The organism is Hymenobacter setariae (assembly GCF_007713685.1).
GTDB classification, from domain to species: Bacteria; Bacteroidota; Bacteroidia; order Cytophagales; family Hymenobacteraceae; genus Hymenobacter; species Hymenobacter setariae.
The window spans coordinates 778,805-802,705 of record NZ_VMRJ01000003.1; the positions used below are offsets into that span (position 1 = coordinate 778,805).

Genomic DNA, 23,901 nt, shown 5'->3' on the forward strand with positions numbered 1-23,901 from the left:
GGGTATTCGAATACTCTTGCGAGACGAAGACCCTACTCGGGTAAGGGGTCTGCTCCTTATAGTGGCTGGGGTGGTGCTACCACAGTTATTGTATGAGTGGCTGCTCGATAGCTGACTTGGTGACGGGTGGCAGCAGCTTCTTTTTCAGCGAGGCTGGGGCCTAGCTCAACTCACGACGGTCAGTTCGTCACTGAGGAGGCCCGCCGGCTGGGCATCGTTAAATAGCCATTATTTATGCTCGCGACCCTGCTACTAAGTGGTAACATCGCTTACCTCTGGTACTTCTTATTACTCGTTGGCGGCGTACCCATGGCGTTAATTGTAGTAGCGGGCTGGTGGTATTACGTTCGCAAAGCAGCAGGGCATGATGAGCGGATAGGCAGACTTAGCCTTGTCTTGCTGCTGGCCTTTATAGTTGGGGCTGGTGCTTGCTTTAGTATGTTGGCCTTTATGCACTAACACTGCCCCCCAAGAGCCAGGCTTTTTCATACCTTAGCCCCATGAGAAAGGGCGTATAGCTCTCACCCCCTCCACCCCAATGCTAATTGATAGAGACCGCCAGCGAAAGCCAGCTAGGCCCAAGATTGACTTTGAGGCGAGAGCGCGCAAAGTGCATGGTGACAAATACGACTATTCAAAAACGGTCTATGTGAGCACGCATGTTGGCGTTATTATTATCTGCCCAACCCACGGCGCGTTCGAGCAAAAGCCAAACTCACATCTGCAAGGGTGCGGCTGCCAACAGTGTGGGACTGACCGCATCCGCCTCGCTCAAACCACTCGCATCCGCCTCGCTCAAGCCACTGAACGCCTGAAAAAAGGCCGCATGCTCTCTTTCACGGATGCTGAGTATGAGAAATTAGCTCAACTCGCCAAGGCAGCGAAGCTGAGCCGCTCCGAGTACATTATTGACCGGCTGGGCCTAGGTGAGTAAATAGGTCTGTACTATACTCGCTATGGCCAGTCTGCTACCAGTAAGTTGGTTCAACTTACTGTTTACTATAGTCCCCTTAGCTTATGGTGTAGCAATCGTGCGCGAGCTATTGCTTGTGCGCCGGCTGCGGAGCGTAGGCATAGAGATAGTAGGACGAGTAGTGCACCAACGCGAAGTAGAGAGTCGCAATGGTGCATACTTCGTTCCAACGATTAGCTTCACTACCTTGCTTGGACAACTAATCGAGGCTGAAAGTGCAGTTCGTTCCTCTGGTTTTGAATTCTTTGATGGTGATGAGGTGGTGCTATACTATGACCCTGATGAGCCAGGGCGCTTTTTACTATACCAGCAGATGGCCGTGAATAGCAAATACTGGCAATTAGCCATAGCCGCATTGTTATTGCTATTGGTACTGGTTGGTGCTAAGAAATAAGCTATACTCCCTCATCCTTAACAAGGCTCGCCGCCTAGGGGTAGGATAAAGCCACAGCGCCTTAACCGACCCACTTACCAGCCCGCAACCTACCCGCCGAGTGCGGTGCGTTAGTAGAGTGGCACTGTCGTTGCTTAGGTAGCCTCGCGCTTGAGGTAGTAACTAGATCGACTGCCGGAGTAGAGAATGTTGCACTACCTGCAGTCTTATGAAACAGCTTCCATTCACCGTCACACCTCCCCCTAGTCGAGTTACCCAATGGGGCCGCTGGTTACAAACGGTTCTGCTGGTGAGCCTGCTACTATTGCTTTTTCAGCAATTTAATCTGTTGCCCCCTACCGAAGGCTCCTCTATTTCCGCTAGCGAGCAGCGAGGACTACACGTGCCGGCCGTTGTGCAGGCGAAGAGCACTCGCCTGTAAAAAAGGTTGTCTTGAACGCAAACGTAGTAAGAGTCCCGACTAGTCGAGGCTTTTGCTTTTCTACGCAACCCTTAACTCTTCCTCGCGGTAGCAGTCCCAGTGTCCATCATCGAGCCGGTGCACCGGCACCCGCTGCACTAGGCCCGGCGATCTTTGATATGCCCGCGCCGTGCACTAAAAGCGACCCACGAAGAAGCTTCCAGTCTCGGTTGATTGAGGGGTTTTACTTGACCACGCTTGGCAGGCATGTGACGTAGAGCAACTCTACTTATATAAACTGCTGAGTATCATCTGCCGGTTTCTCTTGGGTAATAGAGGTACTAGCTCCGCCACGTAAGTAGGCAACGGGTAGCCCTGCTCCAAGGCCGAGAGCACCTTGCGTTCTTGACGGCGGCTATAACGAGCCTTTCCCATTGCGCTAGCTGCCACTGCGCTCCCACCCAGCACGATATCAATACCAGACGACCACCCTACGCCATCACGAACGACATAGGTAACGCCACTGCTGGCGACAAGCAGTCCACTAAGGCCCCCTATGGTACTGTATAGGCGACCTCGTTTGAACAGCTGGTGAACAGCCTGCCGTACGCTATCCGGTAGCGAGCTAGCGGAAACGGCATCGGGAGAAGCCGGTGAGGAAATCTCTTGCGCGGCGGCGCACTCGGCGCAGGTGAGTAGCGTGAGCAGGGAGAAGGCTACGAGTTTCACGAGATAAGAAAAGGAAGGTACGAACTCGGTACCTGCCTATCTATCCAAGCGTTACACGATGGCCAGTAAATAGCTTGGAGAATTTTAGTTAGGTCACTAAGCTATAAAGCTTTTATGGCATAATGCCCCCTATAGCTCACCGCTTCTCCGGTCTAGGCGGCAGGCGCCCTTCCATGTAAAAATCCATGTAGGTAAAGCGTTGGCCTAACTCACTATTCCAAATGGCCGCCAGCATGCCGCCCCAACTCCGCCAAGTGCACGTCATGAAATGTCCGTCACTCAACACTGGTACGCCGTTGGGGCTGTACTGGTGCCAATCCCCACCAGCCCACACTTCGTTTTCAACGATAGCCTGTCGGATAGCCTCTAGGTGCGCATGCCATTCAGTAGGATACTGGGCGAGGTAGGCGGGCCAGTTCGTGTCAATACCATAAGGCTCCCCAAAGTCTTCCAGATTGAAGCCTGGTGTGTCAGGGGTAATACTATCGTAGCTCTGCCAAGTGATGGTGAGAGGCGACTTCATAAAGTGTTATTTGTCGACGGCTAGCAGGCCACCTAGCAATAACAAGGCTTTCGTGCTGCCAAGCTACAAACTTTGTTGCACAGCGCCCAACGGACAGCCTACCCAACAGTCAGCCACCAATTGAATTGCGAAAGAAATTAAAACACTGCTTCGTATCGAGATTTATATAAATGTTAAAATACGCTTTACCACCATCTTCTACATAAACATCCCTAGTTTTCCAATCATAAGGGAGAGAATCATCTTGTAGAAAAGCATTAATCCAGACTACTCGCTGGCCACTGGCTGTGCTGAACCCTCTATACTGACGGTGATAATAAGACAGCACATGTATTGCCTCTTTAGAGTGGTGCTGAGTCGTATCGGCATGGGGCTGACCTTGCCAGCCTCGCCAGTACCAGCGAACCTCTTCCTGCTGGGTGCAGCGGGTCAAAATAAGTTCTGCCTCTCCCACTTCAGCAGGTGTTAGAGCGCGGAGGATTAGCCCTCTATGAGCTTCGCCTACAGGTGAGGCGGAGTCGTACAAAAGCACTCCCTCATACTGCGCAGTTGTAAGCAACACATTTGGAGAATGTGTCACTTTAGAAAGCTGGTAAGCTAAGGGTCGTTGTGCCTGCGAGGTAAGCTGAGTGTTCTTGCCCCTTTCACATGCCACAATAACCCCTAGCCCGCTGAGCAGCAGGGCGACGAGGTAAAGTTTTTTCATAGGGGCGCGAAGCTACGCCACTTGCTTCAAGCACCACGTAGTGCAGCGAACACGCGAATTACAGCTCCCATTTTCAGGCAGGCTACCTCTGATGTCCTAAAAGTAGAGAAACTGAACAAGCAAATAGTAAGTGATCCTATGACAAGAGCAAGTTCGCTATGTAAATAATTATACAGTAGCAGTCTGGTTCTGCTCACAGTATAGCTTAGTTGTATTAATAGTACCAGTCGCCGCCAGTAAAGTTGCCTGTCGTAAATACAAGCACTTTGTCCTTTCGCTGCGTGCGCGCCCCACGGTCCTTTGTGTCATCCTACCAGTCTCACGAAGCAGGTAGGTATCTATTCACTTAGCCTCATCTGGTCCATGCGCGCGCTCACCATTTCGTCGTCTACATATTCTCACCAGCTAGCGAGCGATAACCGCTCCCGCCAAGCACTAGAGGCCGTTGATGCCTACTTACGGCGGGATAGCGCGGCTACCTCCCTTCGCGTTTTGGGCTCTCGGCTGGTGGTCCTGCTTAATAGCTTCGTGGGAAAGCTACTGAAGTAAGAAGTAGTTGAGTAGTGCGGTGTTGGCTCGGTGCGCCTCGAGCGACAGTATGCAAAAGCCCCGACCAATTGGTCGGGGCTATCTCGTGATGCAACTGCGCTGCGGGCTTAGTCGCTTACGCTCGAGCGATACTCCTGCGAGCGCCCAATGGCTACTAAGTCCTCGCCTCGTAGCTGAAATTCCGCAATTACCCTAACGGTCTGTGTGTTGCTGTTCTGGCCATAATTGCTGATTGTGGGCGAGCTTGAGCCAGCAGTGCTGGTTGACTTACTGGCGCTGCTCGCTCCTTTGGCTACACCTGCCCCTAGGGAAAGCGCAACGCCCGCGGCCACCTCGGCGAAGCCCTTGCCAACGTTCCCAATGGCGATATCAGCCGCTCCGATGAGCACCAGCTGCTTGCCGTATTCCGACATAAAAGAGTACACCGTATCGAGCAGGCCACTCAACAGTGCCTCCGTAGTGTCACCCCCGGTGGCCAGCGCATACCCTACGCCCTCGGCCGCGGCACTGAGCGAAGAAAGTGCCGCTTGCATGGCCGCCGCTTGCGCCTGGTTTAGCGCTGATTCTCGACTATTGTCGTTGTATTGCTTCGTTAGGTTCTGTACTTCTTCACTTTCCGGGCGGTGACCTTTGGCAATTAGGTTTTGAATAGACTCCTGCAGCTTCGCCGCCCTCGCACCGGCCGCGTCAAAGTTGCCCCCAAACACCTGGGCCGACGCTGCGATTTCCTGGAAGCTTTTGCCTAGCGAGTCCAGTTCTGCTTTCAGGGTCTTCGGCACAAATCCGTCCCAATCGGGCTTCACACTGATGCCTGCCAGTTTCAACAGTTCTTTGTTCAGCAGCTGCACTGGCTGCATGGCCTCGGAAATGTTCTGCATGTTGAGCTTGGCCGCCAGGGGCAACTCAAATGGAATCGCCCGCTTGGCATAGTCGCCTAGGAGGCGGGCCACATCCGCATCGAGGGTATCGCCAATGTTTTGCGGTATCAGCGACTTTACTTGGACGGTTTTTAGCTCCAACTGCTCGCCATCGGGCTTGCTTTTGCTGATGCCCGCCATAATCCGGTCGGCCGCCTGGCTGGTAGTAACTAAGTCCTGAGCAAAGGTCTTGAAGGCTTTCGACGCCGGCGATACACCCGCATCTATCAGGCTTTTGAGGCCGGGGATGAGGGCGGCCGAGCGCCGTTCCAACACCTGCAACTGATTGGGCGCATCACCTAGGAAGTTATCGAGGGCCGTGAGGCGGCTCAGCTCTAGGCGCAGCTTGGCAATCGCATCTGCCGACTTGTGAGAGGCCTTATCGGTCCCCTCGAGCTTGGCGATGTACTCCTGCAGGTTTTTAATTAGGGGCACATAGGCCAGGGCTAGCTGCGCCGTGGGCGCATCCTGCTGCTCTTGCTTGAGCCCTTTCAACTCCTCGTGCAGGCCCGCCAGCAAGCCTTTGGTTTCGCTGCCCTGCCCACCGAGGAACTTCAGGGCTAGTTCCGTATCGGTGAGCGCGGGCGTGAGGCCGCCCTGGTATTCGGTGGTCAGGCTCTTGACGCTGGCTCGCAGGCCTTCCACCACCTGCTTTTGCTGCAAAAACTCCACGTTGGCGCTGGCTAGGTTGGCTTGCAGTTCGAGCACGGCTTGGCTACCTGCCTTGTAGGTCGTCACCACCGAGCCACCGCCCGGGCCTAGCGAGGGCCCGGCTACCTGAATGCCGCCGGTTCGGTTGAACTCGTCGGCCCGCTGCTTGAGCAGGCGGTACCGGGTGGCCAACTCTTCGAGCTTCTGGCTGGCAGCCGGTAGGTTCAGCGCGGCCAGCGCGCCCTTCTTCTGCTGCAAGGCCTTGGTGAACTCGTTGACCGCCGTGGCGCTGATAGCCGTCACGTTGCCGTACTGGTCGATGGCGGCGGTGGCACCGGGCACGGTGGCCGCCAACTGCTTGATAACGTCGTTTAGCTCGGCTTGCTCGGCCTGGGTGCGGTTAGTGGTGCCGTTGAGCTGCTCGTAGCGCGCCAGCAGCGGGGTGATGGTGGCGGTGAGGTTGTCCGTTTCCCGAGCCTGGTCCTGGTAGGTTTTTAACGCCCGCTCGTTGGCTGTGGCCAAGTAGTAGGCGCCGGCGGCCAGTGCTGCGATACCGGCAATAACTAGGCCGGTGGGGCTGACCAGGGCAGCTAGGCCACCACCCAGCAAATCCGCACCCGACTTAGCGGCTACCAGGCCCGCCCTTACCGCAGGCAAGGCTACCCCTAGGGTGCCCAGGCCCACCAGCACCGGGCCAGTAGCGGCAGCTACGCCCGCGATGGCGACAATGGCGGTCTGCGCGGGGGCCGAGAGGTTGGCGAAATTATCCCCAATGGCGGTGATGGTATTGCCCAGTTCCTCCCCCACGGCTTGTAGGTTGAGCGACTTCGCAATACCATCCCCCACCTTCGCGCTGGCCACCAACAGCGCATCCATGTCGTTTTCATAGATGGCTTTGAGCCCGCCCGTTACCCGGGGCAACTTGGCTAGTTCCGTGGTGAGCGTGGCAATAAAGTCCTTGCTGCTCTGGCCCTGCTTTTTCAGGCTAGCCGAGATGGTTTCCGAATCTACCGTACCATAGAGCCGTTGCAGCGCGCCCGCCACGGCCGGCGCCGCCGAGATGATGGGCTTAAGGTCTTCGGCCAGCACCTTGCCCTTAGCCGCCATCTGCGAGAGCTGCGTGGTGACGAGCTCGAACTGCGTGGCACCGCCGCCGGTGGTGGCGATGGCGTTGGCAAATTCTTTAATTTCGCGGGTCGATTCCTGCACCGTAGTGCCCACGGCACGCAGGCGAATGTCAGCCTGTTCAGCTTGCGCTAGCCCGAGGCCGGGGGCCTTAGCCAGCGCCGTGAGTTCTTTGATGCGTTCGCCCGTCTGCTGAGCGGCTTGCTGCATACCGGTTAGGCCGGTAATGCCCGACTTGCCTAGTTCTTGCTGGGCCACGGCTTGCAGGCCGCTTTTCAGCGTTTCCATCTCCGCACTGGCCACAATTGCGCCAGTCGCCATCAGGGCCAGTGGGGCGCTCACAGCCTTAGTGAGGCTGGCGCCGATGTTTTGCATTGCCTCGCCGGCCTCGCGTAAGCCCTTCAGCTCCCGGCGGGCGTTAGCCATTTCGGCCTTAAACTGGGAGACCTCCGCCCCTAAGACGACCGAGATACTTGCTAATATATCTGCCACAACATCAAGTTTTTATTCTGTTATCAAGGAATCAAGGTCGCTGGCCGTCAGGGGAGCGGTTTGAAGGTTGTCGAACTCCGACAGGCGGGCAACTATCGCGTCAAACTCTTCTAAGCTCATCGGCTCGGGCGGCGGCGGGTCGCCGGGTAGGAAGAAGAGTTCCTCCGGCGTGATGGCCGGCGTCTTCTCCGCCCGGTTGAGGTTGACGAGGATAGTGCCGAGCAGGCGGGTGCGCCGCCAGGCTTCCACCTCATCGGCCTCCCGGCGCTTTTGCTGCCGCTGATAGCCGCGCAGCAAGCGGTGAAACTCGGCCAGCGTCAGCCGCCAGAACTTCTTCGGGCTCAGCCCTAGCTCGCCGAGGCCGAAGTCGTACCAGTTGCTCCATTCTCGGTAGGCGTCGACGGGTTCAGCGACTGAGCTCTCTTCGCGAACTGTTTGCTCATCGACGCCAGCAGAGGGTTTACGGCCGTGGTGGCTTCGCTGATGGCTTCGGCCAGCTGGTCGGCCTCGGGCTGGCTCATCTCGTCGAGCAGGTCCACTACCTGCTCCTGGGTGTACCCGGCATGGCCCGGCACCAAGCGGCGCACGGCGCACATAATGAGACCCGAGAAGGCCTCGATATGGTCCTCGACAATGGCTAAGCCAAACTCGCTGGCCGCGCGGCCGGTGAGCTTGGTCCAGTCACGCAGTACGTTGAGATTGAACTTGATAGGGTATTGCGTGCCTGCAATGGTCAGGTTGACTTGCCCGCGGGCAGTGTTAATAGCAGTGGTGCTCATTTGAGGTGCTTGAAATGAGCCCCAATCTTCGATTGGGGGCCACTGAGCTGCAAGCTTTAGCGGGGTAACTTAGGGGCAATCAGTTCGCTCATAAACCACTATAACAGCCTTGAGGCGAGGCGTAAACAATGACTACTCGCCTACTTTATACTGACTGATACCATGGCGCCTGGGGCACAAAGGCCCTGCAGCCTGCCTTTACCCAGGGGGGGTAGGGGGACAAAATCCTTCAGGCCACCCGCTTCTAGACCGTAGCTCAGCCTCACAAACACACGCGTGCAAAATTGAACCCCAAAAGTTTACTTAAATTTAGGGGTTGAGGCGGCGCAAAAAAAACTGCGTTCTGAGTGCGTGAAGGCAGTTTCTGAGGGTTGCCCTACTTACTGCAACGTCGGGGTCGATAGGGTAATTAATTTCGAAAACTCATCCAGGAGCTTTTCCTAAGATGACCCCTTTGGGTTGTATTAGGCACGCGTGAAAAGTTGAGGCAGGACTTCGGTCTAAGGGAGAGGAGGCCAGCGGATTTTGGCCTCCTACCCCTAGGCCTACTGGGCGCGCTCGGAGGCGCTTTTGCGCTGATGGCAGGGGCGGCACAGCGACTGGTGGTTGGCCGGGTCCCAGAAGTCACCACCTAGGCGCACGGGCTGGATGTGGTCGGCCACCGTGGCGGGGGTAGTGCGGCCGACAGCGGTGCAGGCGGCGCAGCAGGGTTGCCGGGCCAACTGGGCCACGCGAGCTTTCTGCCAGCGCGCGGTACCGTACTCGGGGGAGCGGGCGGCGTGCTGCTGGTATTCCCGTTTCTGCGGGGTGGGCTGCCAGGGACGCCTAACTGGTTTTGGTAAGCTCGGCATGGGATGTTAGAATAGTTGTGGGGTAGCCTGGGCCGCCGCCAGGCGGGCGGCTGCAAGCCGTTCTTTGCGCCGAGCCGCCCGGCGGCGGTAGCCGGGCAGCATGTTGTCGGGGTGTTCGCGTTGCCACTTTAGGATATAGGGGCGGCGACGCTTAGAGCGGATGCGCTCGGCTTCGCGAATACGCTCAGCATGCTCGGCACTACTGCGCAGTGCCCGACTCTCGGCGGCGCGGCAGGCCTTACAGGTGCCGCGGTGGGTCTGCCTGGCTTTTTCGAAGGGAAAGCGCTCGAGTGGCTGTGGAATACCACACTTTCGGCAGACTTTAGTGGTGGGTTCGATAGGGATAATGCAAGTTAAAGAGTTCATAATGCTTTATTTAAAAACTTTGATAACGGTAAAATACAATTAATAAAAAAAGAGTCTAACCTGACAGCGTAGAAATTTTACTCACCGCTGCGGTCTAGGCTAGGGCCAGCTGGAGGATTTTGACCCCCTACCCCCTAGGCTGGGGTAGTGCCTTGCTCGGCCTGCCAGGCGGCCTGGGCGGCTTGCTCCAGAAAGGCCGTGTAGGCCTGCGCGAAAGCTGGGGCTGGCAGCAATGGGTAGTAGCCAAGCTGGGCGGGCTCACCGGGCAGTAGGTAGAGCATGAGCGGCGGCTCGTCGGGGTTCAGTAGGCTAAAGGGCAGGCGCACATTGTGGATGCGCAGGTTGCGGCCATTGCCGGGGGTGATGAAACGCTCGGCCTCGGGCCGTAGGTCCAGGTGCCAGTAATCGCTGCCCTTAGGTGGGGGTACCAGGTTGGCCGGCTGGCCGCTCGCTAAGTGCAGTTGCTCGACCAGAGTGGGATGCAGGTACACGCGGCCCTGGTCGTTGATCGTTAGGGACGGTAACGGGGGCTGAGGGGTAGCGAGTGTCATCGTGTTGAAGCAGGTAGTAGTAAGTAAAGGCCAGTGACAGCGGGGGCCGTAGGGGGGAGGGTAAGCGTAAGGGGCATGCTAGGATCAACTAGGCCAGCTGAGAAGCGCACGCCATCGATGCGAGGGCCAGCAGGAGGATACCAGCGAATGCGGCGAGTGGCTGTGGAGCGCAAATCAAGCTGCCAGTGGAGACAGTCGGAGCAGGGCGGCAGCAGGTCAATGGCTTGGCCGGTGCGCAGGCTCATCTTGTGAAGCAGCGCCTTGCTGAAGTAGACACGGCCTTTGGCATTCACCGTGAGGGTGGGTAGCGGGGCTGGCGGGGGCGTATGGTGGGCCAGGATATAAGTAGGGAGCATCACTGAAAAAGGATAGGGCAGAAGAGGTAATGAGCTAGTTCCGGCGGCGCCGCTCGACCTTGGTGACAGCGCGAGCGTGGGCCAGCAGGGCCAGTATCGCCTGGTACGCCCGCCGCTCGGGGTAATAGGCAGCATGCAGGCGGCCCTGAGTGGTGAGGGTAAAGCGCACGCAGTCGCGGGCGGTAGGCTGGGCGTCACCCAGTACGCGGCAGACAAAGGCGGCTACCCGGGCCGGGAAGAGCCCCGTGTTGGGTTCTTCGCCGTCTTGGTCGATGCAAATGCGCACCAGGCGGCCGGCGTCGAGGTCGGCTTGCTTGCGGCGGTCACGGCGCTTTTCCAGGGCGAGGTACTGCTGCTCGGCGCGCTGTTGGTGCTCGGCTTGGTGGTAGGTGGTCAGGAGGTCTTTTGCAGAAAGCATGGGGGAGAGAATGATGTAACAGATTATATTTCTATATTTTTTACAAATAGCTTTTGATTGTCAGCGGTTTGTGTGCTTTGTCACAGATGTAACAGTTTGCCCCTGATTCCTTATGCTATCCCTGTTATTTATATTTTTCCTATATGTGTGTTTAAAGGAAAAGTGCAAATGAAGCAGAGTAGGGGGTAGAGAGGAATTGAACTGTTACATCTGTTACAAAGCCATGGTGACCTCATTAACTACTGGCTGAGCGAGCATAATCCAGCGTTGTCCGCGGCTGCCTGCGTCTCCATCTTGGCCCTGCTGAAAATCGGTGCTGAGCTTCTTATAGGTGTTCAGCCAGCCACCAAACTTGTGGGGCGTCATGCTAGCTTCAGTGTAGCCCTCGGCCACCCGAAACTCGCTGATGAGGGTGTTGCGGTAGAGTTTCTGTCCGCGGGGCTGGGCATCCATGAAAGCCACGAAGCCGGCCGAAGTAGCTGCTACCAGCCGACGCTGCTCTAAGCCCACGGAAGTTGGGGCCGCCAGGCGCCCGCCGGTGCCTAGGTAGAGGCAGCAGGCATGCACCATCAAGGCGTCAAAGCGCGACCACTCATGGGCCGACCAGGCCTCCGAGAAGAAGTTGTGGCCAAACTCGTCGCGCGGCTGGCGGTGGGGCCCATAATAGGGGCTCACCTCTACCTCGTAGCGCCGTCGGTCGTGGCTGCCGCCCTGGCCGGTGAGCACGCCGTTGGTGGTGATGCCGAACTTAGGGCTGGTGGCATAAGGATAGCTCTGCTTGCCTACGTAGTGGCGGTCCACGGTGAGTGTGCCGGTAGCGTACACAAACAGCCGGTCGAAGGAGAGCGACGGCGCCCAGTCGTCGAAGAATACCACGCGCGTGGCGTCGGTGACTTCCTGGAGCTCCTTGCTGTTGCGCGGGTCGAAGCCCCGGCCGTCGATGGCCACCACGGGCACCAGTTGCCGCAGCGCCTCGAACAGCAGGCTTTTGCCGGTGCCGCCGTTAGCCTGCCCGTCGGGGCCCATGCCCTCGTCGAGCAACACGCCCACCTTCGGGTTGCTCGGGTCTTTGTAGCCATGCAGGTAATACCCGATGAACAGCAGCAGCGCCCGCAGTCGCTCAGGCTTCTTATCGGCCAGGTTCCAGAGAAAACGAAAAAACTCACCGGTTTCAATCTCTTCTTGGCTCAGGGGCGTGAAGTCGCGCGCCCGCAGTTGCTCGGCCCACACCAGGCCTGGCAACTCGCCGTAAGGTTGGAGCTCGGGCCCGTCCTTGGTGGCCACCACCACGCCATTTCGGTAGAACAGGTAAGCATGCTGGGCGGTGTCGCGCAGAAACTCGCCGCCCAGGGTCGGCAGAAATTCGCTGGTGCCCTCGTCGAAGAGCATGCGGTGCTGGGCCTGCACCTGCTCTTCCACGCGGTCGCGGTAGGTACCGTCGAAGGCAAACGGCAAGTCCTCGACGTAGCCCAGTACGAAGTCCTTGAGCTGGGCGCGCGTTACTTCGTGCACCACCTGCTCGACCTGGCGCACTACCCTCACCTTCTGGCCCACCGGCAGCTTGCGAAAGCCATGGCGCGCTAGAAATTGGCGCAGCAGATTCAGCCGCAGCACCAGCTTCATGGGCGGGTCGCGCTTAGCGGAGCCCGGCACCATTTCCCAGAAGGCCAGCACCGGCACAGCCTCCTCGACTTCGGCAGCGGCCACCTTCACGGCCGCCTCAATGGTGCCCACCGGCAGGCCCTGGCTGGCGGCCAGCGCTGTGGCTACAGCATCTACCCCTGCGCCGCTGCGCAGCCGTTCGTGCACATGCTGCTGGAGCAGCGGCGGTAGCACCGGCCGCAGCTTGCCATCAGCGATGGCGATGCGAATCGTTTTGAAGGCATGAGGTAGGTCATCTACCTCGCGGCGGCTGATGGCGGCCTGCAGCGCCTGCTCGGCCTCAGCTTCGTTCAGGAAGCCGGCTGCGATGTAGCCACCGCAGAGCAAGGCCATCTTGTTGAGCACCGTGCGCTTCTCGCCGTCGGCAGCGCGCAATACTTTATCACAGGCCCGGTCGAGCGCCTGCTGGCCGTAGCCCTCACCGCGGGCACTGGGACGCCACTGGCCAGCGCCCACCGGCGGTACGCTGGCCGGGCGGGCGGGCTCGGGCAAGGTCTCCTCGAACGTGGCGGCCCGCTCATTCAGGTACAGGGTAGGGTCATAGCTGACGAAGCGCAAGCGGCTCACATCCTGACAGGCGCGGTCAACAGCCACGCCGTATTCGGTCAGGAAATAGGCGGCCAGGGCTCGGAAGCTACCCTTGTGGTCATTGGTCGGAATCGGCACCAGCACGAAGAAGCCCACGCCCCCGGTGCTGGCCGCTACGGCATAGGTGTAGCTGTCGCCCTCGATAGCTTGGCGGGCTGCCACTAGGTCCACGGCCGCATTAACGTCCTTAGCGTCGATGTCGAGGCACAACAGGCCCGAGTGCGCCAGCAGTTGCTCAGCCTTGCGCGTGCTGAATGTGCCCGACGTGGTGAAGCACGGCAGCTTGCGCTTGGCCGCCGCGTAGGCTGCTTTGTTGTCGACAACTGCTCGCGCCGCCTCGACTTCGGCCCGCCAGCGCCCGGTCTCGATGCCGGTTAGCACCTCTGGTAAGTCGAGGGTCTGGCCAGTGGTAGTAACGGGGTCAGGATAAAAACTAACTAGCATGGCGTATCACGCTTGGGACCCACTTTGCCGGCACGTTCCCAGTACACGAAAAGGGTTTTGATTTGGGAGCGGTGCCACCACACCACTTCGCCCGCTGCGGGCTCTTGGCCTAGTGGCCGGTCGGGATTCAGGTCGAGGTCGAGGCAGCAGGAGTTTGCGACGGAGTTCTGGTTGAGGTGATTGGCCAGCACCAGCGCAGCCACGATAGGTGCCGTTTCCAGCCCGCCGGGCAGACGTACAAAGACTCGAAGGCCCGCTTGGATATGATGCCAGCGCGCGGGCTCAATCAAGTCGCCTTCGTAAATCTGGCCAGCGCTAAAAAGTAGTAGCTTGTTGCCCTGATGGAACCGAAAGGCCATGGTGGCCGTGGATGGCAGCTCAGGGTAGGGGGCGCGGCAGTACTCGTCGAGGATGGGAAGCCTAAGCACTGGCTACCTCCCTTCCCGCCCGCAGCCGGGCAATCTTAGCCGTATTGCGCGCCAGGCGGCGCTGGGTGTGGCGGCGTGCGGCCAGCTGGTGGGCCCGTAGGGACAGCAAGGCGTTCAGTACGGCCTCGACTTCATAATGCTGAGTATCGGTGCTTCCCTGGGTCGTGAAGGCCAAGGCTAGCCCATCGCCAGGCAGCGTAGGCGTGCCTAGTAGCCGGCGGGCGTGGGCCGCTACACGGGCGGGATAGAGGCAGTAGCTTTCGCCGTCGGGACCGATGTAGCGAATGGCTACCAGGCGGCCGGCCGCCACCTCGGCGGCCTCGTGTAAAATGCGTTTGGCGCGCAGCACGACGGCTAGTTGCTGGACGGCCAGCGGGGAAGTGAGTAGCTGAGTCATAGAAAATGAGAAGACAGTGAAAGAGTTAAGCGACGGCGGGTAAGCTGTTAGGAAATGTTGAGGGGGCTGAGAGAGGCTCGGCCGCCTCGGCCAGGGGCCACTTCACGTAGTGCGTCACTTCGTACACGTCCCACACCGTCGTGCGCTCCTCAGCCCGCAGGGGCCAGATGGTAGGCGTGGGTAGTTGGTCAGGCCGCACCATCAAGTGAGTATCGTGGACGCTGACGAGGCGGGCCACTTGGCAGAAAGGGTGGCCGGTTTCAGGGTGATGCCCGTCGAAGAGGTACACGCGGCCCACCACCAGATTCTTGCGCTCGACCACTGGCGCGACGTTTACCTGACAGCCTTTTGGGAAGCGTGGGGCCATGCTGTTATCCCATAGCTCGGCGTAGCTCCAGATGAGCTTGAAGCCACTGTAGCCCAGCGGCGGGTTGTACCATACTTCCGGCGTGAGCCAGGGTAAGCCCATTTCGAGTAGGGGAGCGGTGTTAGGCTGCGTAGCCGGAGTGGTGGTAATACACATGAGGTGGGAGGGTAAGAGGGTGAGAAAAGGGCAAAGCAGTAGCTAGGCTGAGAAAATCAGCTAGTTGTAAAGGCCAGAAAATCAGTGGTGAATAGCTGTGTTATTCAATGGGGTCACCTTCCCACTCGCGGATGGCCCGCTCGGTGACATGGTATTTCTTGCCTAGGCGGCGATGGCGAATGGCGCCACGGTGCTCAGGCACGCCTAGGTAGAGGTAAGCAGTTGTAGGCGAGCACCCCAGGCGCATGGTAAGGCGGTCATCGTAGCCCTTGCCTAGCGTGGGTTACTTAATTGATAGCGGTCCGAAAACCTAGCCGCTCCTAACGCGAGCCGGCTTAGTGGTTCGCTGGTGCTGGGTGCCAGCTGCCAGCACATCGGAGCGCTTGATGTAGACGCGTGCACCGATCTTTTGGTAGACCAGCAACCCTCGACGCTTGTACTCGTGGACGGTAGCCACGCACACGTCCAGTAACTCTGCAGCCTGCTTAATGGTCAGCAACTCATCACTGGCTGGTTGTTGGCTCTCTGCGGCTGACGGCTTAGCGAGGCTCATCTCGTGACGAATAAGGGCGCGTAAGTCGTCGAGCAACTGTTGGTATTCAACGCCTTGTGTGATGATAATAGCCATTGTGAGAGGGCAATAGGGGGTAGCCTAGCCTTTTGTGAGGCAGATAACGAATTGATAGTAAAAGGATATGATGCCTGCTATCTGTTGTGCTCAGACCACAGTGCTCATGACATCGGATACCAGAGGTTAAGCAGCTTCTTGGCCTTTCGGATGTCGGCTTCGCTCATGCAGGCAAGGTTGTTTAGGATGTTCAGCAGGTCGCCTTGGCGGGGTGTGCTGGCAGTTGGAGCGGCTGGCGTAGCAATGCGAGAGTGGGTGGCGGTAGCGGTGGCTGGCACCGGGCTAGGCGGCGTTGGGTAAGCTGGCTAGGGTTTGGGCGGCTTCGAGGGCTCCCGACTCTTTAGCCATTTTCAAGGCTTCTTGCACTACGCGATTACCAGGTTTGCCACCCTTCAATGCTAGACTAACAGCTTGCGAAGTGATGCCTAATTTCTCCGCTATTTTCTTCATCCCTCCGTGTGGCACAAGCTGGGATATATTGTTTTTACTTGACATTGCTCTACATTTGTTGTGTTGCAGTTGTTATACAACAAATGTAATAGAATGGTTGATAAAACCTATAACATTACTTGTATTTTTTGCATACAACAAATAAGGATAATGGATCAAGTTACTGTTAATCAAAGACTAAATTTATTAGTCGATACCTTCGAGAATGGCGTTAAAGCAGCATTTGCTCGTAAAGCCGGGATTTCGCCTCAAGGTGCGCAAGAACTTTTGGCAGGTCGTAAAGGAGACCCCTCTTTTAAGGTGCTTGTCAAAATTCTTGAGAGTTACCCAACAATAGATGCTAATTGGCTGGTATTGGGTCGTGGAGGGATGCTATTATCTCAACCTGTTGAGCAAGTGGGCTCATTCACAAATACGTCTCCGACTAATACTATTGATACTCGTCAGTTTTTGCCGCCACTCCCCGAAAATGACTCTATAAAGAAGGAAATGGATTTGCTAGCAAAGGCAATGGATGCTCTCCTTAGTAGTAACAAATCCGAAGAAGCCCAAACAGCCAAAAGTATACTTGCAGGTTATTGGCTAACTGAAAGGGATACTGAAGACGAAGAGTGGAAGCACCAGGCACGTGCTGAAGAAGCCGCCGAGCGCCAACGTCAGGCGCGTGAGCAGCAAGAGGGCCAACAGTAACCTATGGTACTTGTCCTTCGCTAACGCTTCAGCAGCCCCTATTGCGCCACCTCCTTTACTTCCCACTCCTTCTACACCGCGTCCCCGCCCCAAGTACCTCAGCCTTCTTCAAATAGACCCGCCCACCGAGCCGGGTATAACCCAGCAGCCCCCCACGCTTCCACTCGTGAATAGTAGCCACGCACACGTCGAGCAGCGTGGCGGCCTGGCGCACGGTTAGTGACCGCTGATGCTGGTTAGTGTCAAGGGGGATGCGTGCCCTTTGCGCAGCATACGCGCTTCGTTGAATGCTTCCACGCTACTGCGCAGGTAGCGCAGACCACCAGCAGTTTTGAAGACGAGCAGGGTGTCGGGCTTTTTGCGCTCACGCGCTAGTGTCGGCTGCGAAAGGCCGGTAAGCCGCTGGGCCTCTTCTTCGCGTAGCCACTCGGGTTGCGCAGCTTCTAGCTTGGTGATGCGCGCCAATAATTCGTCGTACTTGCGCACGAGGTCTAAGTGCTGTTCCAGTGTGGGTACCTGCATAGCTTAAAACGGCTTGGTGGTAATCAGGTAACACTAATAGTACGCGCTCAAGCCGAGTGCAACGCAAGCGAGCAGTTTAGTAGGTCGTACAAGGCTTCATGCATTACCAGTGGAGCTTTTCTTTGTTCCATGCGTTTCTCCGTCTCCCCTATTAACCTCTCACTCACCGTGCGCTGGCTATTGGTCCTGCTGCTGGCCAGCCTAAGTCACCGAACTGCTGCACAGGCTACCGCACCCGCTGTACCCAGCGCGCCTCACCTGGGCCACTACTACGAGGGCACGATTAACGGTAAGCTATCCGTGCATCTGTATTTCTTCAATACCGATGCCGAAAACATGCTGGCGGCTACCTACTACTATCACAAGGAGAAAGGTGAAATTGTCCTACAAGGCTCTCCTTATGCTAAGGGCAAGCTGGTGCTAATGGAGTACGCTGATGGCGGTGGCTTCGAGATGCTCAGCGGCATCTTTACCCTTACACCGTACTCAGACGGCAGCCTGCGCGGCACTTGGCAGGCCCAGCCTGCGACAACACCGGAGCCGTTGCTGTCTGTGCTGCTGCGCCCAACTCAGGGCCCGGGACCGGCTTCCTGCCCACCTGCCCGGCTCGCCCACCAGCCCCGGCGCATCCTGCCTACCATTACTACCGGCCAAAAGCCGCTCGATGCAGCTATTGCTCGGGCGTTACGGGGTGAGTTAGCCGCTATTGGCGGTGATGCAGGTACGCAGGCCTGCGAGGTGAGCTACTTTGGCCACAACTTGTTAGGCCTGCACTTCAGTAGCGAGATGGTAGGGGCCAGTGTGCATGCGTCTTACAGCTCGCAGACGCTCGACTTGTGTACAGGCCAACTGGTGTACTTCCCCAATGAACTAGATGCCCGCCGACAGGCAGCTTTTCAAGTAGAAGCCAACTGGCGACTGCATCAGCAAATCGAGGATTACATTAAAGAGCGTGGCCCGCAGAGCAAGGAGCCGCTGCTGAGCGAAGACGATGTGGCGGGGTTACGGGAGCAGGAATTTATGCTCAATCCTGAGCAGCTAGCGCTGGTAGATGGCTTCGTGTCTTTTCCCTATCAGGTTAGCTATGAGTTGCTATCGGACTTTATCGCCAAGGACTATAATGGTCGATTTGGACTCGACTTCACCTTTGAAGAACTACAAGCCTATTTAAGTCCAACGAGCTGTTTGCGTCGTCTTGTGTTACCTAAGCCAGCATCGGTGATCAGGCGGTCAACCGCACGTATCCCCAGCAAGTAGGGGAGAAGCTACTTGTCATAACTCAGAAGAGTAGCGCTTCTGGAACTTCGTGGCCAAGTACTGCCTAGTTTAATAGCACTCACCCCAAGCAGTACCGGGCCCGCCCACCTATGATACCAACCTGGATTTACGAACGCCTCCAGCTCTTTGCCGACCCGCGCCTGCGCTTCAATGCTGACTTGCACGAGTACCACCTCGACGAGCGCCAGCTCACTTCCTGGAGCACGTGGATTAAGCAATACAAAGAGACCTTCGACGCCCAGGCCCAGGCGCCCCGCACTGCTGCCAAACGGGGCCTCACCGTCGAACAGGTGCTGGCCGAGTGGGAGCGTAGCAATTGGGTAGGCACTAAAACGCACGAGTACATCGAGGCTTACTACCAAGATATCAACGCCAGTTGTGAGCACGATAAAGAGGTGCTGCTACGCTGCCAGAAGTTTCTGGCCCTGCATCAAGGTAGGCTCCAAGACTTTCTGCCGGTGGCACAGGAGCTACGCGTTTTCCACGAGCCCACCGGCCTCTGTGGCACCCTCGACTTCCTAGGCTGGCACGTGCCCACCCAGCAGCTCTACGTGCTCGACTGGAAAACTAATAAGGCCATTAATTCCGACCGCGACACTATCTGGCGCATGATGTGGGGGCCGTTCCAAGACTTGGCCGACCACGAGCACAACACCTATTCGCTGCAGATTAGCCTCTACCGCGTGCTGCTCGAAGAAGCGGGTATTCCTACCGGTGGCGGGGCCATCGTTCATCTACCGCCTGGTCGCTTACCCGCCCAAGTCTACCAAGCTATTGACTACCGCAGCCGGCTGCGGGATGTGATTTTCTAGTGGCAGGCAAAAGGGTATGCGCTTAGCCTGCTGCCAGCTTCGCCACCTTACGCCGCATCTCTTTTATAAAGGCCGTTCGCTCCTTCTCGCCAAGCTCGTTTCCCATCGCCTTCGCCTTTCTTGGGTGCGTCAAGGCATAGAGCATCTCGACTAGGTGCAGCCACACTACTTCGGGTTGGTCGATATCTTCAGCGGGGATAACACCAATGGCTCGGGTGTTGAGGCGGCTTGCGTAACGGTCGGCAGTGACGGTAATATCTCCTTGGTCAGGATTATCCAGTAAGCACGGTCCCCACCGGCACGCCCGATACCAGCTCAGCACCTCCAGGTAGTCAGCTAGAAATACTCGCTCCGAAGGCGTGAAGATGATGAGGTCGTCGGCTAGGTCCTGGGTAAGCACGAGTTGCTCGGCAATTCCGTCAGCTCGTAACATCAGCTGTCCGCCCTCGCCTTCCACTACCTGCCAGGTCCAACTCGGATGCAACGGGTCACCAGGCCAACTCCGTCGGCTGAGAATATATAGCCAATGGCCTGGCTTCAGTTCAGTGCGTCGATTATGCGCCCAATTATCCATGAGCAGCAGGGCCGAGTCGAGAGCATCAATAGAAACGTGCATAAAGCAAACATAGTAGCCGGTCACCTCTATGCATACCGCCTCTCGAATCGATTACGGCTTCAGCGCAGGCTTACCAAGTATCAAAGTAGATTCAGTCCAGTTGGTGCTACTATTCAAACCTGGAATAACGGCTTGTACTACATACCCCTGAGCATAGTATTTAGAAAGCGCAGTGTGGTAGCTCAGGGCCGCCTTGACCTCTTTATTCAGCTTAATTTCGACCTCTTCTAGTTGCTGCTGCCCTCGCGCAATTGAGAAATGAAGACTCCTAGAGCTCTCATATACGCGCACTACTACTAAGTCCGTCCCACCGGTTTGCGCCATCACTGGCTGCGAAGCCAGTGCTATCAGGCATGCTCCTAATAATAAGAGTGTTTTCATGGACGCAAAGTAATGCCCCGCCCCGCCTTCCTATTCAATGCCCACTAGCTACTTAGGTTTTATAAAAATCAGGTTAGCTGTGTAGGAATTCTGCTCGCTAAAGGTACTTTTTAATTCATACCCCTCCCGGTATAAGGACGAAACAACTTGCTGTAATTCAGTGGCTGCCTCTTTATCTCTTTTCTCAGTTATGCCAGCGTGGAAATCTAATACTTCCGTTTTGCCACCTTCACGCGCAATAACTATCCTGCTGTAGTTGCCGCTGTATACGCGTACCACCACTACGTCCGCTCCACCCGTCTGTGCCACTACCGGCGACGAAGCTAATGCTACCAAGCACGCCCCTAAGAATAAGAGTTTTTTCATGACCGTGAAGATAGCTCTACTGTGTAGCCACAAGCGGATTCTGATAGCCCCAGCTATCCCGCGTACGCTCACTCCGGTGTCGGCTGCAGTAGGGCCAGGGCCGTCAGCGTGTCGAGTAGCGGTCGAACACGTTCAGGACGGAAGCGGACGGCTAATTGGAGCCACGGTATCATAAGTAGCATCTCAGTGCTATAGCGTCAGTAGCGAACGCTTCGAAGCTTAACTAATGGATTAGTTTAGGAGAGCAGGATTGGTAATAGCAAAATCCCCATTAAAATCGATAGGGGGGCTTTGTTATAAAGAGGGTGATACAAGTAACTCCCCGAATGCATCGAGTATTCTGCCTTCGCGCTCTGAGCGTAATCCTCCGCGCTGCTCCTGCCGGTCTTCTTGGTTACGCTGGAAACGAGCGTACAACTTGCGCAATTCATTATAAAAGGCATCCATAGCGGCTTTGCCCGTGGCACCTAATACAGATATATCCCATGGGGTGTAACTCGCTTGGTATAGATCTCCAATACGTGAAAGACTTACGTCAATAGATTCACTAAACTCCAACACCTGACCCTCTGCGGTTCTAAATCCGCTCACAGTGCTAGATGACTGGTCACCAGTGCTAACGGAAATCATAGCCCTGCGCAATTGGGTTAAGGAGATATTGCGAATATCCTGTCCCTTTTGAAGCTCTAGTAGAACGTTAGTTAATTCTGTTTCAATGGCTACATCGGTTTCCTCAGTCTTAGGTTTGGCGGGGGCAATTTGACGTGAGATAGCTCGCGAAACTGGTTTAAGCACTTGATAATCCGTCTGCTTCTCAATACGTGTCTCCACGTAGTAATTCGGATTGTTAGCTATCTGAATAAGGGGTAAGTAGATGGCCCGTAACTGCTCATCGGTAGCATTGAGCAAGTTTAGAGGTCGACCGTTAGTAGCAAAGTCAAAGTCAAAAACGTCACGCTTGTACTCCTGCAAGGCTTGCTTTTGCCAGTCTATTATTGCGCTATCTACTTGAATAAGTGGTAGAATATCAACTGCTAAGTCGATTTCAAAGCTCCCATGCTTAGTAAAAACTGACCTAGGTTCAGCCATATTGAGTACCTTGCTTAGAGCACTTAGCATTTGCTCTTCCCCCCTGAATAGGCCACTGAAAAGAAATAGGAATCGTACCTCTACATAGCTCTTAAATGAGCGCGTAACTCGCTGTAAAAAGCCGCCGATGTCGCCGGCACCAATAGTAGAGGCAAAGCGATTCTCAAACGGAGCTAGGCGAAACCGAACGGCCTCTGCACGCAAGTTTTGCAGGTGTCCAGCGAATTCTATGTCGGTTTTCGCATTCTCAAAGTATCGTTCATACGATGCTGGCATGGCCAACTCGTAGTAAGAGTCTGCGTCAGGCTGGTAATCAGCTACCAATTCATCGGCTGGTACTAGCAAACCATTAGAGCAGGTGCCACTAGCATCGGTGTGCAGCAAGATAACCCGGTTGTTATAGCCGTCTTCGAAGATGTCAGCTAGCGAGATAGCGTTGGTAAGGTAGTCGTAGAGTTGTACTAATGTGGCCTCAAGTACGAGCCATCGGTTGTACGTCTCATCATAATCTACCCACGAAAAAAGGTAATGCTTCTTTTTGGAGCGAGAGGTATAATGTGAAAGTATTGGCCCATCATACTGAATCAAGTCGCCCTGCTTGACTAAGCCACTAGCAAATGCTTCTGCACTAAGAGGCCAACCTGATTGCGTTTTCATAAGATGGGAAGGGCTTTGCGCACATTATTACTCAGGCATACATCCTCCGCTTCGTGCAAATTAAAATGTCGGTTTCCGTCTGGTGGTGTGCATTTGCCATCGGCCGGGGTAAGCATAAGCTCCGCAATATGAGTGTGCGTCAAGAGCTGTCTCTTTTTGTTAATAGCCCTAAATAGTCGCTGGGCAGCTTCTGGGGTTTCAAATAAAGATATACCCCATAGGTCGCACATAGTTGTTTCTGCTTCAATAACTTGCTCGCGAGATGAATCAGACTCAATATTGATACGCCGGGGCGGTGGAGCCCCCTCCAACGGACGGGGCAAGAAGTTAGCCGGGTTATTAGCGGGAATATGTGCAAACCGATATGCTATCCCTTCTCGTGGGCTGGCCTGTCTACAGGGGCAGACTACAAGCGTTAGCGTTAATGCATCTAGTTGAGCTTGGTATTTGAAAGGCATTGGGTGAGAAAGGCGGTAAGATGTAGCGACTTTAGTAGTCGCGAAGTACGTGCCTGAACATCCATTTTCTAGGCCTGTCCCCTAAACCGTCCCCCGGAAAACAAAAAACCCCCTCAGCGTGCTGCTGAGAGGGTTTTTAGTGGTCGCATAGGGAGTCGAACCCCAAACCTTCTGATTCGTAGTCAGATGCTCTATCCAATTGAGCTATGCAACCGTGTTCCCGTGTTGGGAGTGCAAAGGTAGAAAGAAAAATTTGGGTCGCACAAGCCTAGGTCAAACTTTTTAGCTCAAAATGAGTGGCATTTTAAGCAAGCCAGTCATTGTCAGGCACTAATTTTTTGGAATTGCTGTACCACGCCGCAGCACGCGTTGAAGGGCTCGGTTGAAAACTACGTAGAGTCCCAGTAGCGAGGCGGCCACTAGTAATAGCAATACCAGCTTACTGAGCGTGCCCTCATCGGGGTCGCGCAGTAGAGCTAGCACATCCGACGCTTTAGTGCCGAGCCAATAGAAAAATAAGCTGCGCGGCAGCATGCCTAGCACCGACGCAGCCAGGAAACGCTTTCGCGGCACGCCCACGATGGCTAGTACGAAAGTCATAAGTGCAAACGGCAACACTGGCGATAGACGCGTGAGCAGAATGAGCTGCCAGCTTTGGTCCTGTAATTCGCTTAGCACGGCATCAGCCTTGGGGAAGTGATGCAGGAAGCCGCGCAGCTTGCCTTGGTCGAGGCGCCGGGCCAACTCGTAGCCTAGGGCAGCGGCTAGGGCGTAAGAGGCTACCATGCCTGGCAGCCCTGCCCAGCCCAAAAAGTAGCCCGTAATGATGACTACAAACGTGCTGTTGGTAAGCGCTAGCGCCATCGTGATGCCCATCAGTGCGAAGTACGCTAGCATCTGCCAAGGCGTGAGGTGCTGCAGCAAGTCTTGGTGCTGGGTCAGGAGGTACACCAAGGAGCCCGACCCTAGCAAGGGCACGGCTACCAGCATTGCCATTGTGAGCAGGGTAGAAAAATTCTTTTGGAAAAGCTCGCGCAGAAATGTCATTGCCACAAAGTAACGGGAAAGCCCGCCTGGCCAGTGCCGGACGGGCTTTCCCGTTTATTTACGGCCCGGGGCCGTGCGTGGCTAG

General features: G+C 56.2%; 31 protein-coding genes and 1 tRNA gene. 7 read left to right on the top strand and 25 right to left on the bottom strand.

The annotated features are described in order from the left end of the window. The first annotated feature begins 234 nt into the window (after window positions 1-234). From FNT36_RS14330 to FNT36_RS25510, 4 genes are all read left to right on the top strand, one after another. The gene (locus FNT36_RS14330) at window positions 235-459 is read left to right on the top strand and encodes a hypothetical protein (protein WP_144848900.1); all 225 of its coding nucleotides are present in this window, start codon (window positions 235-237) and stop codon (window positions 457-459) included. Between the two features lie 190 nt (window positions 460-649). Continuing rightward, on the top strand, window positions 650-934 hold the full coding sequence (locus tag FNT36_RS14335) for a hypothetical protein (protein ID WP_144848903.1): 285 nt from the start codon (window positions 650-652) through the stop codon (window positions 932-934). Between the two features lie 22 nt (window positions 935-956). After that, window positions 957-1,367 (top strand): DUF3592 domain-containing protein, encoded by a 411-nt coding sequence (locus tag FNT36_RS14340; RefSeq protein ID WP_144848906.1) that lies wholly within the window; start codon window positions 957-959, stop codon window positions 1,365-1,367. Between the two features lie 208 nt (window positions 1,368-1,575). Continuing rightward, window positions 1,576-1,788 (top strand): hypothetical protein, encoded by a 213-nt coding sequence (locus FNT36_RS25510; RefSeq protein WP_233635921.1) that lies wholly within the window; start codon window positions 1,576-1,578, stop codon window positions 1,786-1,788. A gap of 844 nt (window positions 1,789-2,632) precedes the next feature. Here FNT36_RS25510 and FNT36_RS14350 read toward each other — a convergent pair. The 17 genes from FNT36_RS14350 to FNT36_RS25525 all read right to left on the bottom strand — a co-directional run bounded on the left by FNT36_RS14350 (window position 2,633) and on the right by FNT36_RS25525 (window position 15,728). Next, window positions 2,633-3,019: a hypothetical protein gene (locus tag FNT36_RS14350; protein WP_144848912.1), complete on the bottom strand. Its 387-nt coding sequence runs from the start codon at window positions 3,017-3,019 to the stop codon at window positions 2,633-2,635. 109 nt (window positions 3,020-3,128) lie between these two features. Beyond that, a complete protein-coding gene (locus tag FNT36_RS14355; protein ID WP_144848915.1) occupies window positions 3,129-3,725 on the bottom strand; it encodes a hypothetical protein in 597 nt (198 codons plus the stop codon). Window positions 3,726-4,381: 656 nt separating this feature from the next. Beyond that, a complete protein-coding gene (locus FNT36_RS14360) occupies window positions 4,382-7,393 on the bottom strand; it encodes a tape measure protein (protein ID WP_144848918.1) in 3,012 nt (1,003 codons plus the stop codon). Between the two features lie 78 nt (window positions 7,394-7,471). After that, entirely contained in the window at window positions 7,472-7,708 is a 237-nt protein-coding gene (locus tag FNT36_RS25515; RefSeq protein ID WP_233635922.1) for a hypothetical protein, read from the bottom strand. A gap of 98 nt (window positions 7,709-7,806) precedes the next feature. Next, window positions 7,807-8,238 (bottom strand): hypothetical protein, encoded by a 432-nt coding sequence (locus FNT36_RS25520; RefSeq protein WP_233635923.1) that lies wholly within the window; start codon window positions 8,236-8,238, stop codon window positions 7,807-7,809. A gap of 545 nt (window positions 8,239-8,783) precedes the next feature. After that, window positions 8,784-9,089, bottom strand: coding sequence for an HNH endonuclease (locus FNT36_RS14370; RefSeq protein WP_144848921.1), 306 nt, complete (start codon window positions 9,087-9,089; stop codon window positions 8,784-8,786). A 6-nt stretch (window positions 9,090-9,095) separates the two neighbouring features. Further along, entirely contained in the window at window positions 9,096-9,455 is a 360-nt protein-coding gene (locus FNT36_RS14375; RefSeq protein WP_144848925.1) for a hypothetical protein, read from the bottom strand. A 134-nt stretch (window positions 9,456-9,589) separates the two neighbouring features. Beyond that, window positions 9,590-10,006 (bottom strand): hypothetical protein, encoded by a 417-nt coding sequence (locus FNT36_RS14380; protein ID WP_144848928.1) that lies wholly within the window; start codon window positions 10,004-10,006, stop codon window positions 9,590-9,592. Next, window positions 10,003-10,362: a hypothetical protein gene (locus tag FNT36_RS14385; protein ID WP_233635924.1), complete on the bottom strand. Its 360-nt coding sequence runs from the start codon at window positions 10,360-10,362 to the stop codon at window positions 10,003-10,005. The genes FNT36_RS14380 and FNT36_RS14385 overlap by 4 nt, the downstream gene beginning before the upstream one ends. A 34-nt stretch (window positions 10,363-10,396) precedes the next feature. Beyond that, a complete protein-coding gene (locus FNT36_RS14390; protein ID WP_144848934.1) occupies window positions 10,397-10,780 on the bottom strand; it encodes a hypothetical protein in 384 nt (127 codons plus the stop codon). 213 nt (window positions 10,781-10,993) lie between these two features. Next, window positions 10,994-13,474: a BT4734/BF3469 family protein gene (locus FNT36_RS14395; protein ID WP_144848937.1), complete on the bottom strand. Its 2,481-nt coding sequence runs from the start codon at window positions 13,472-13,474 to the stop codon at window positions 10,994-10,996. Continuing rightward, entirely contained in the window at window positions 13,468-13,902 is a 435-nt protein-coding gene (locus FNT36_RS14400; protein ID WP_144848941.1) for a hypothetical protein, read from the bottom strand. Before FNT36_RS14400 ends, FNT36_RS14395 begins: the two co-directional genes overlap by 7 nt. Continuing rightward, on the bottom strand, window positions 13,895-14,299 hold the full coding sequence (locus tag FNT36_RS14405) for a hypothetical protein (protein ID WP_144848943.1): 405 nt from the start codon (window positions 14,297-14,299) through the stop codon (window positions 13,895-13,897). The genes FNT36_RS14400 and FNT36_RS14405 overlap by 8 nt, the downstream gene beginning before the upstream one ends. Before the next feature lie 25 nt (window positions 14,300-14,324). After that, window positions 14,325-14,822 carry a hypothetical protein gene (locus FNT36_RS14410; protein WP_144848946.1) on the bottom strand — a complete coding sequence of 166 codons (498 nt, stop codon included), beginning with the start codon at window positions 14,820-14,822 and terminating at the stop codon, window positions 14,325-14,327. A 100-nt stretch (window positions 14,823-14,922) separates the two neighbouring features. After that, on the bottom strand, window positions 14,923-15,069 hold the full coding sequence (locus FNT36_RS14415; protein WP_144848949.1) for a helix-turn-helix domain-containing protein: 147 nt from the start codon (window positions 15,067-15,069) through the stop codon (window positions 14,923-14,925). A gap of 63 nt (window positions 15,070-15,132) precedes the next feature. Next, window positions 15,133-15,450 (bottom strand): helix-turn-helix domain-containing protein, encoded by a 318-nt coding sequence (locus FNT36_RS14420; protein ID WP_144848952.1) that lies wholly within the window; start codon window positions 15,448-15,450, stop codon window positions 15,133-15,135. A 104-nt stretch (window positions 15,451-15,554) separates the two neighbouring features. Then, window positions 15,555-15,728 (bottom strand): hypothetical protein, encoded by a 174-nt coding sequence (locus FNT36_RS25525; protein WP_233635925.1) that lies wholly within the window; start codon window positions 15,726-15,728, stop codon window positions 15,555-15,557. A gap of 232 nt (window positions 15,729-15,960) precedes the next feature. Here FNT36_RS25525 and FNT36_RS14425 point away from each other — a divergent pair, with 232 nt between their 5' ends. Then, window positions 15,961-16,590, top strand: a complete 630-nt coding sequence (locus tag FNT36_RS14425; protein ID WP_144848955.1) for a hypothetical protein — start codon at window positions 15,961-15,963, stop codon at window positions 16,588-16,590. A gap of 55 nt (window positions 16,591-16,645) precedes the next feature. Here FNT36_RS14425 and FNT36_RS25980 read toward each other — a convergent pair whose 3' ends face one another. Both FNT36_RS25980 and FNT36_RS14435 read right to left on the bottom strand, forming a co-directional pair. Then, the gene (locus tag FNT36_RS25980; RefSeq protein ID WP_394348942.1) at window positions 16,646-16,804 is read right to left on the bottom strand and encodes a helix-turn-helix domain-containing protein; all 159 of its coding nucleotides are present in this window, start codon (window positions 16,802-16,804) and stop codon (window positions 16,646-16,648) included. Between the two features lie 2 nt (window positions 16,805-16,806). Continuing rightward, on the bottom strand, window positions 16,807-17,112 hold the full coding sequence (locus FNT36_RS14435) for a hypothetical protein (protein WP_144848958.1): 306 nt from the start codon (window positions 17,110-17,112) through the stop codon (window positions 16,807-16,809). Window positions 17,113-17,241: 129 nt separating this feature from the next. On the opposite strand from FNT36_RS14435, the gene FNT36_RS14440 reads away from it, so the two are divergent. After that, on the top strand, window positions 17,242-18,369 hold the full coding sequence (locus FNT36_RS14440) for a hypothetical protein (RefSeq protein ID WP_144848961.1): 1,128 nt from the start codon (window positions 17,242-17,244) through the stop codon (window positions 18,367-18,369). A gap of 110 nt (window positions 18,370-18,479) precedes the next feature. Further along, complete coding sequence (locus tag FNT36_RS14445; RefSeq protein WP_144848964.1) at window positions 18,480-19,202, top strand: hypothetical protein; 723 nt, start codon at window positions 18,480-18,482, stop codon at window positions 19,200-19,202. A 22-nt stretch (window positions 19,203-19,224) separates the two neighbouring features. Here FNT36_RS14445 and FNT36_RS14450 read toward each other — a convergent pair whose 3' ends face one another. The 6 genes from FNT36_RS14450 to FNT36_RS14475 all read right to left on the bottom strand — a co-directional run bounded on the left by FNT36_RS14450 (window position 19,225) and on the right by FNT36_RS14475 (window position 23,816). Continuing rightward, window positions 19,225-19,818, bottom strand: coding sequence for a hypothetical protein (locus FNT36_RS14450; protein ID WP_144848967.1), 594 nt, complete (start codon window positions 19,816-19,818; stop codon window positions 19,225-19,227). Between the two features lie 51 nt (window positions 19,819-19,869). After that, the gene (locus FNT36_RS14455) at window positions 19,870-20,199 is read right to left on the bottom strand and encodes a hypothetical protein (RefSeq protein WP_144848970.1); all 330 of its coding nucleotides are present in this window, start codon (window positions 20,197-20,199) and stop codon (window positions 19,870-19,872) included. Window positions 20,200-20,247: 48 nt separating this feature from the next. After that, a complete protein-coding gene (locus FNT36_RS14460; RefSeq protein ID WP_144848973.1) occupies window positions 20,248-20,565 on the bottom strand; it encodes a hypothetical protein in 318 nt (105 codons plus the stop codon). 294 nt (window positions 20,566-20,859) lie between these two features. Beyond that, window positions 20,860-22,311: a chromo domain-containing protein gene (locus FNT36_RS14465; RefSeq protein WP_144848976.1), complete on the bottom strand. Its 1,452-nt coding sequence runs from the start codon at window positions 22,309-22,311 to the stop codon at window positions 20,860-20,862. A gap of 598 nt (window positions 22,312-22,909) precedes the next feature. Next, window positions 22,910-22,983: transfer RNA gene (locus FNT36_RS14470), tRNA-Arg, on the bottom strand. Between the two features lie 116 nt (window positions 22,984-23,099). Beyond that, window positions 23,100-23,816: a TVP38/TMEM64 family protein gene (locus FNT36_RS14475; RefSeq protein WP_144848979.1), complete on the bottom strand. Its 717-nt coding sequence runs from the start codon at window positions 23,814-23,816 to the stop codon at window positions 23,100-23,102. Window positions 23,817-23,901 lie beyond the last annotated feature (85 nt).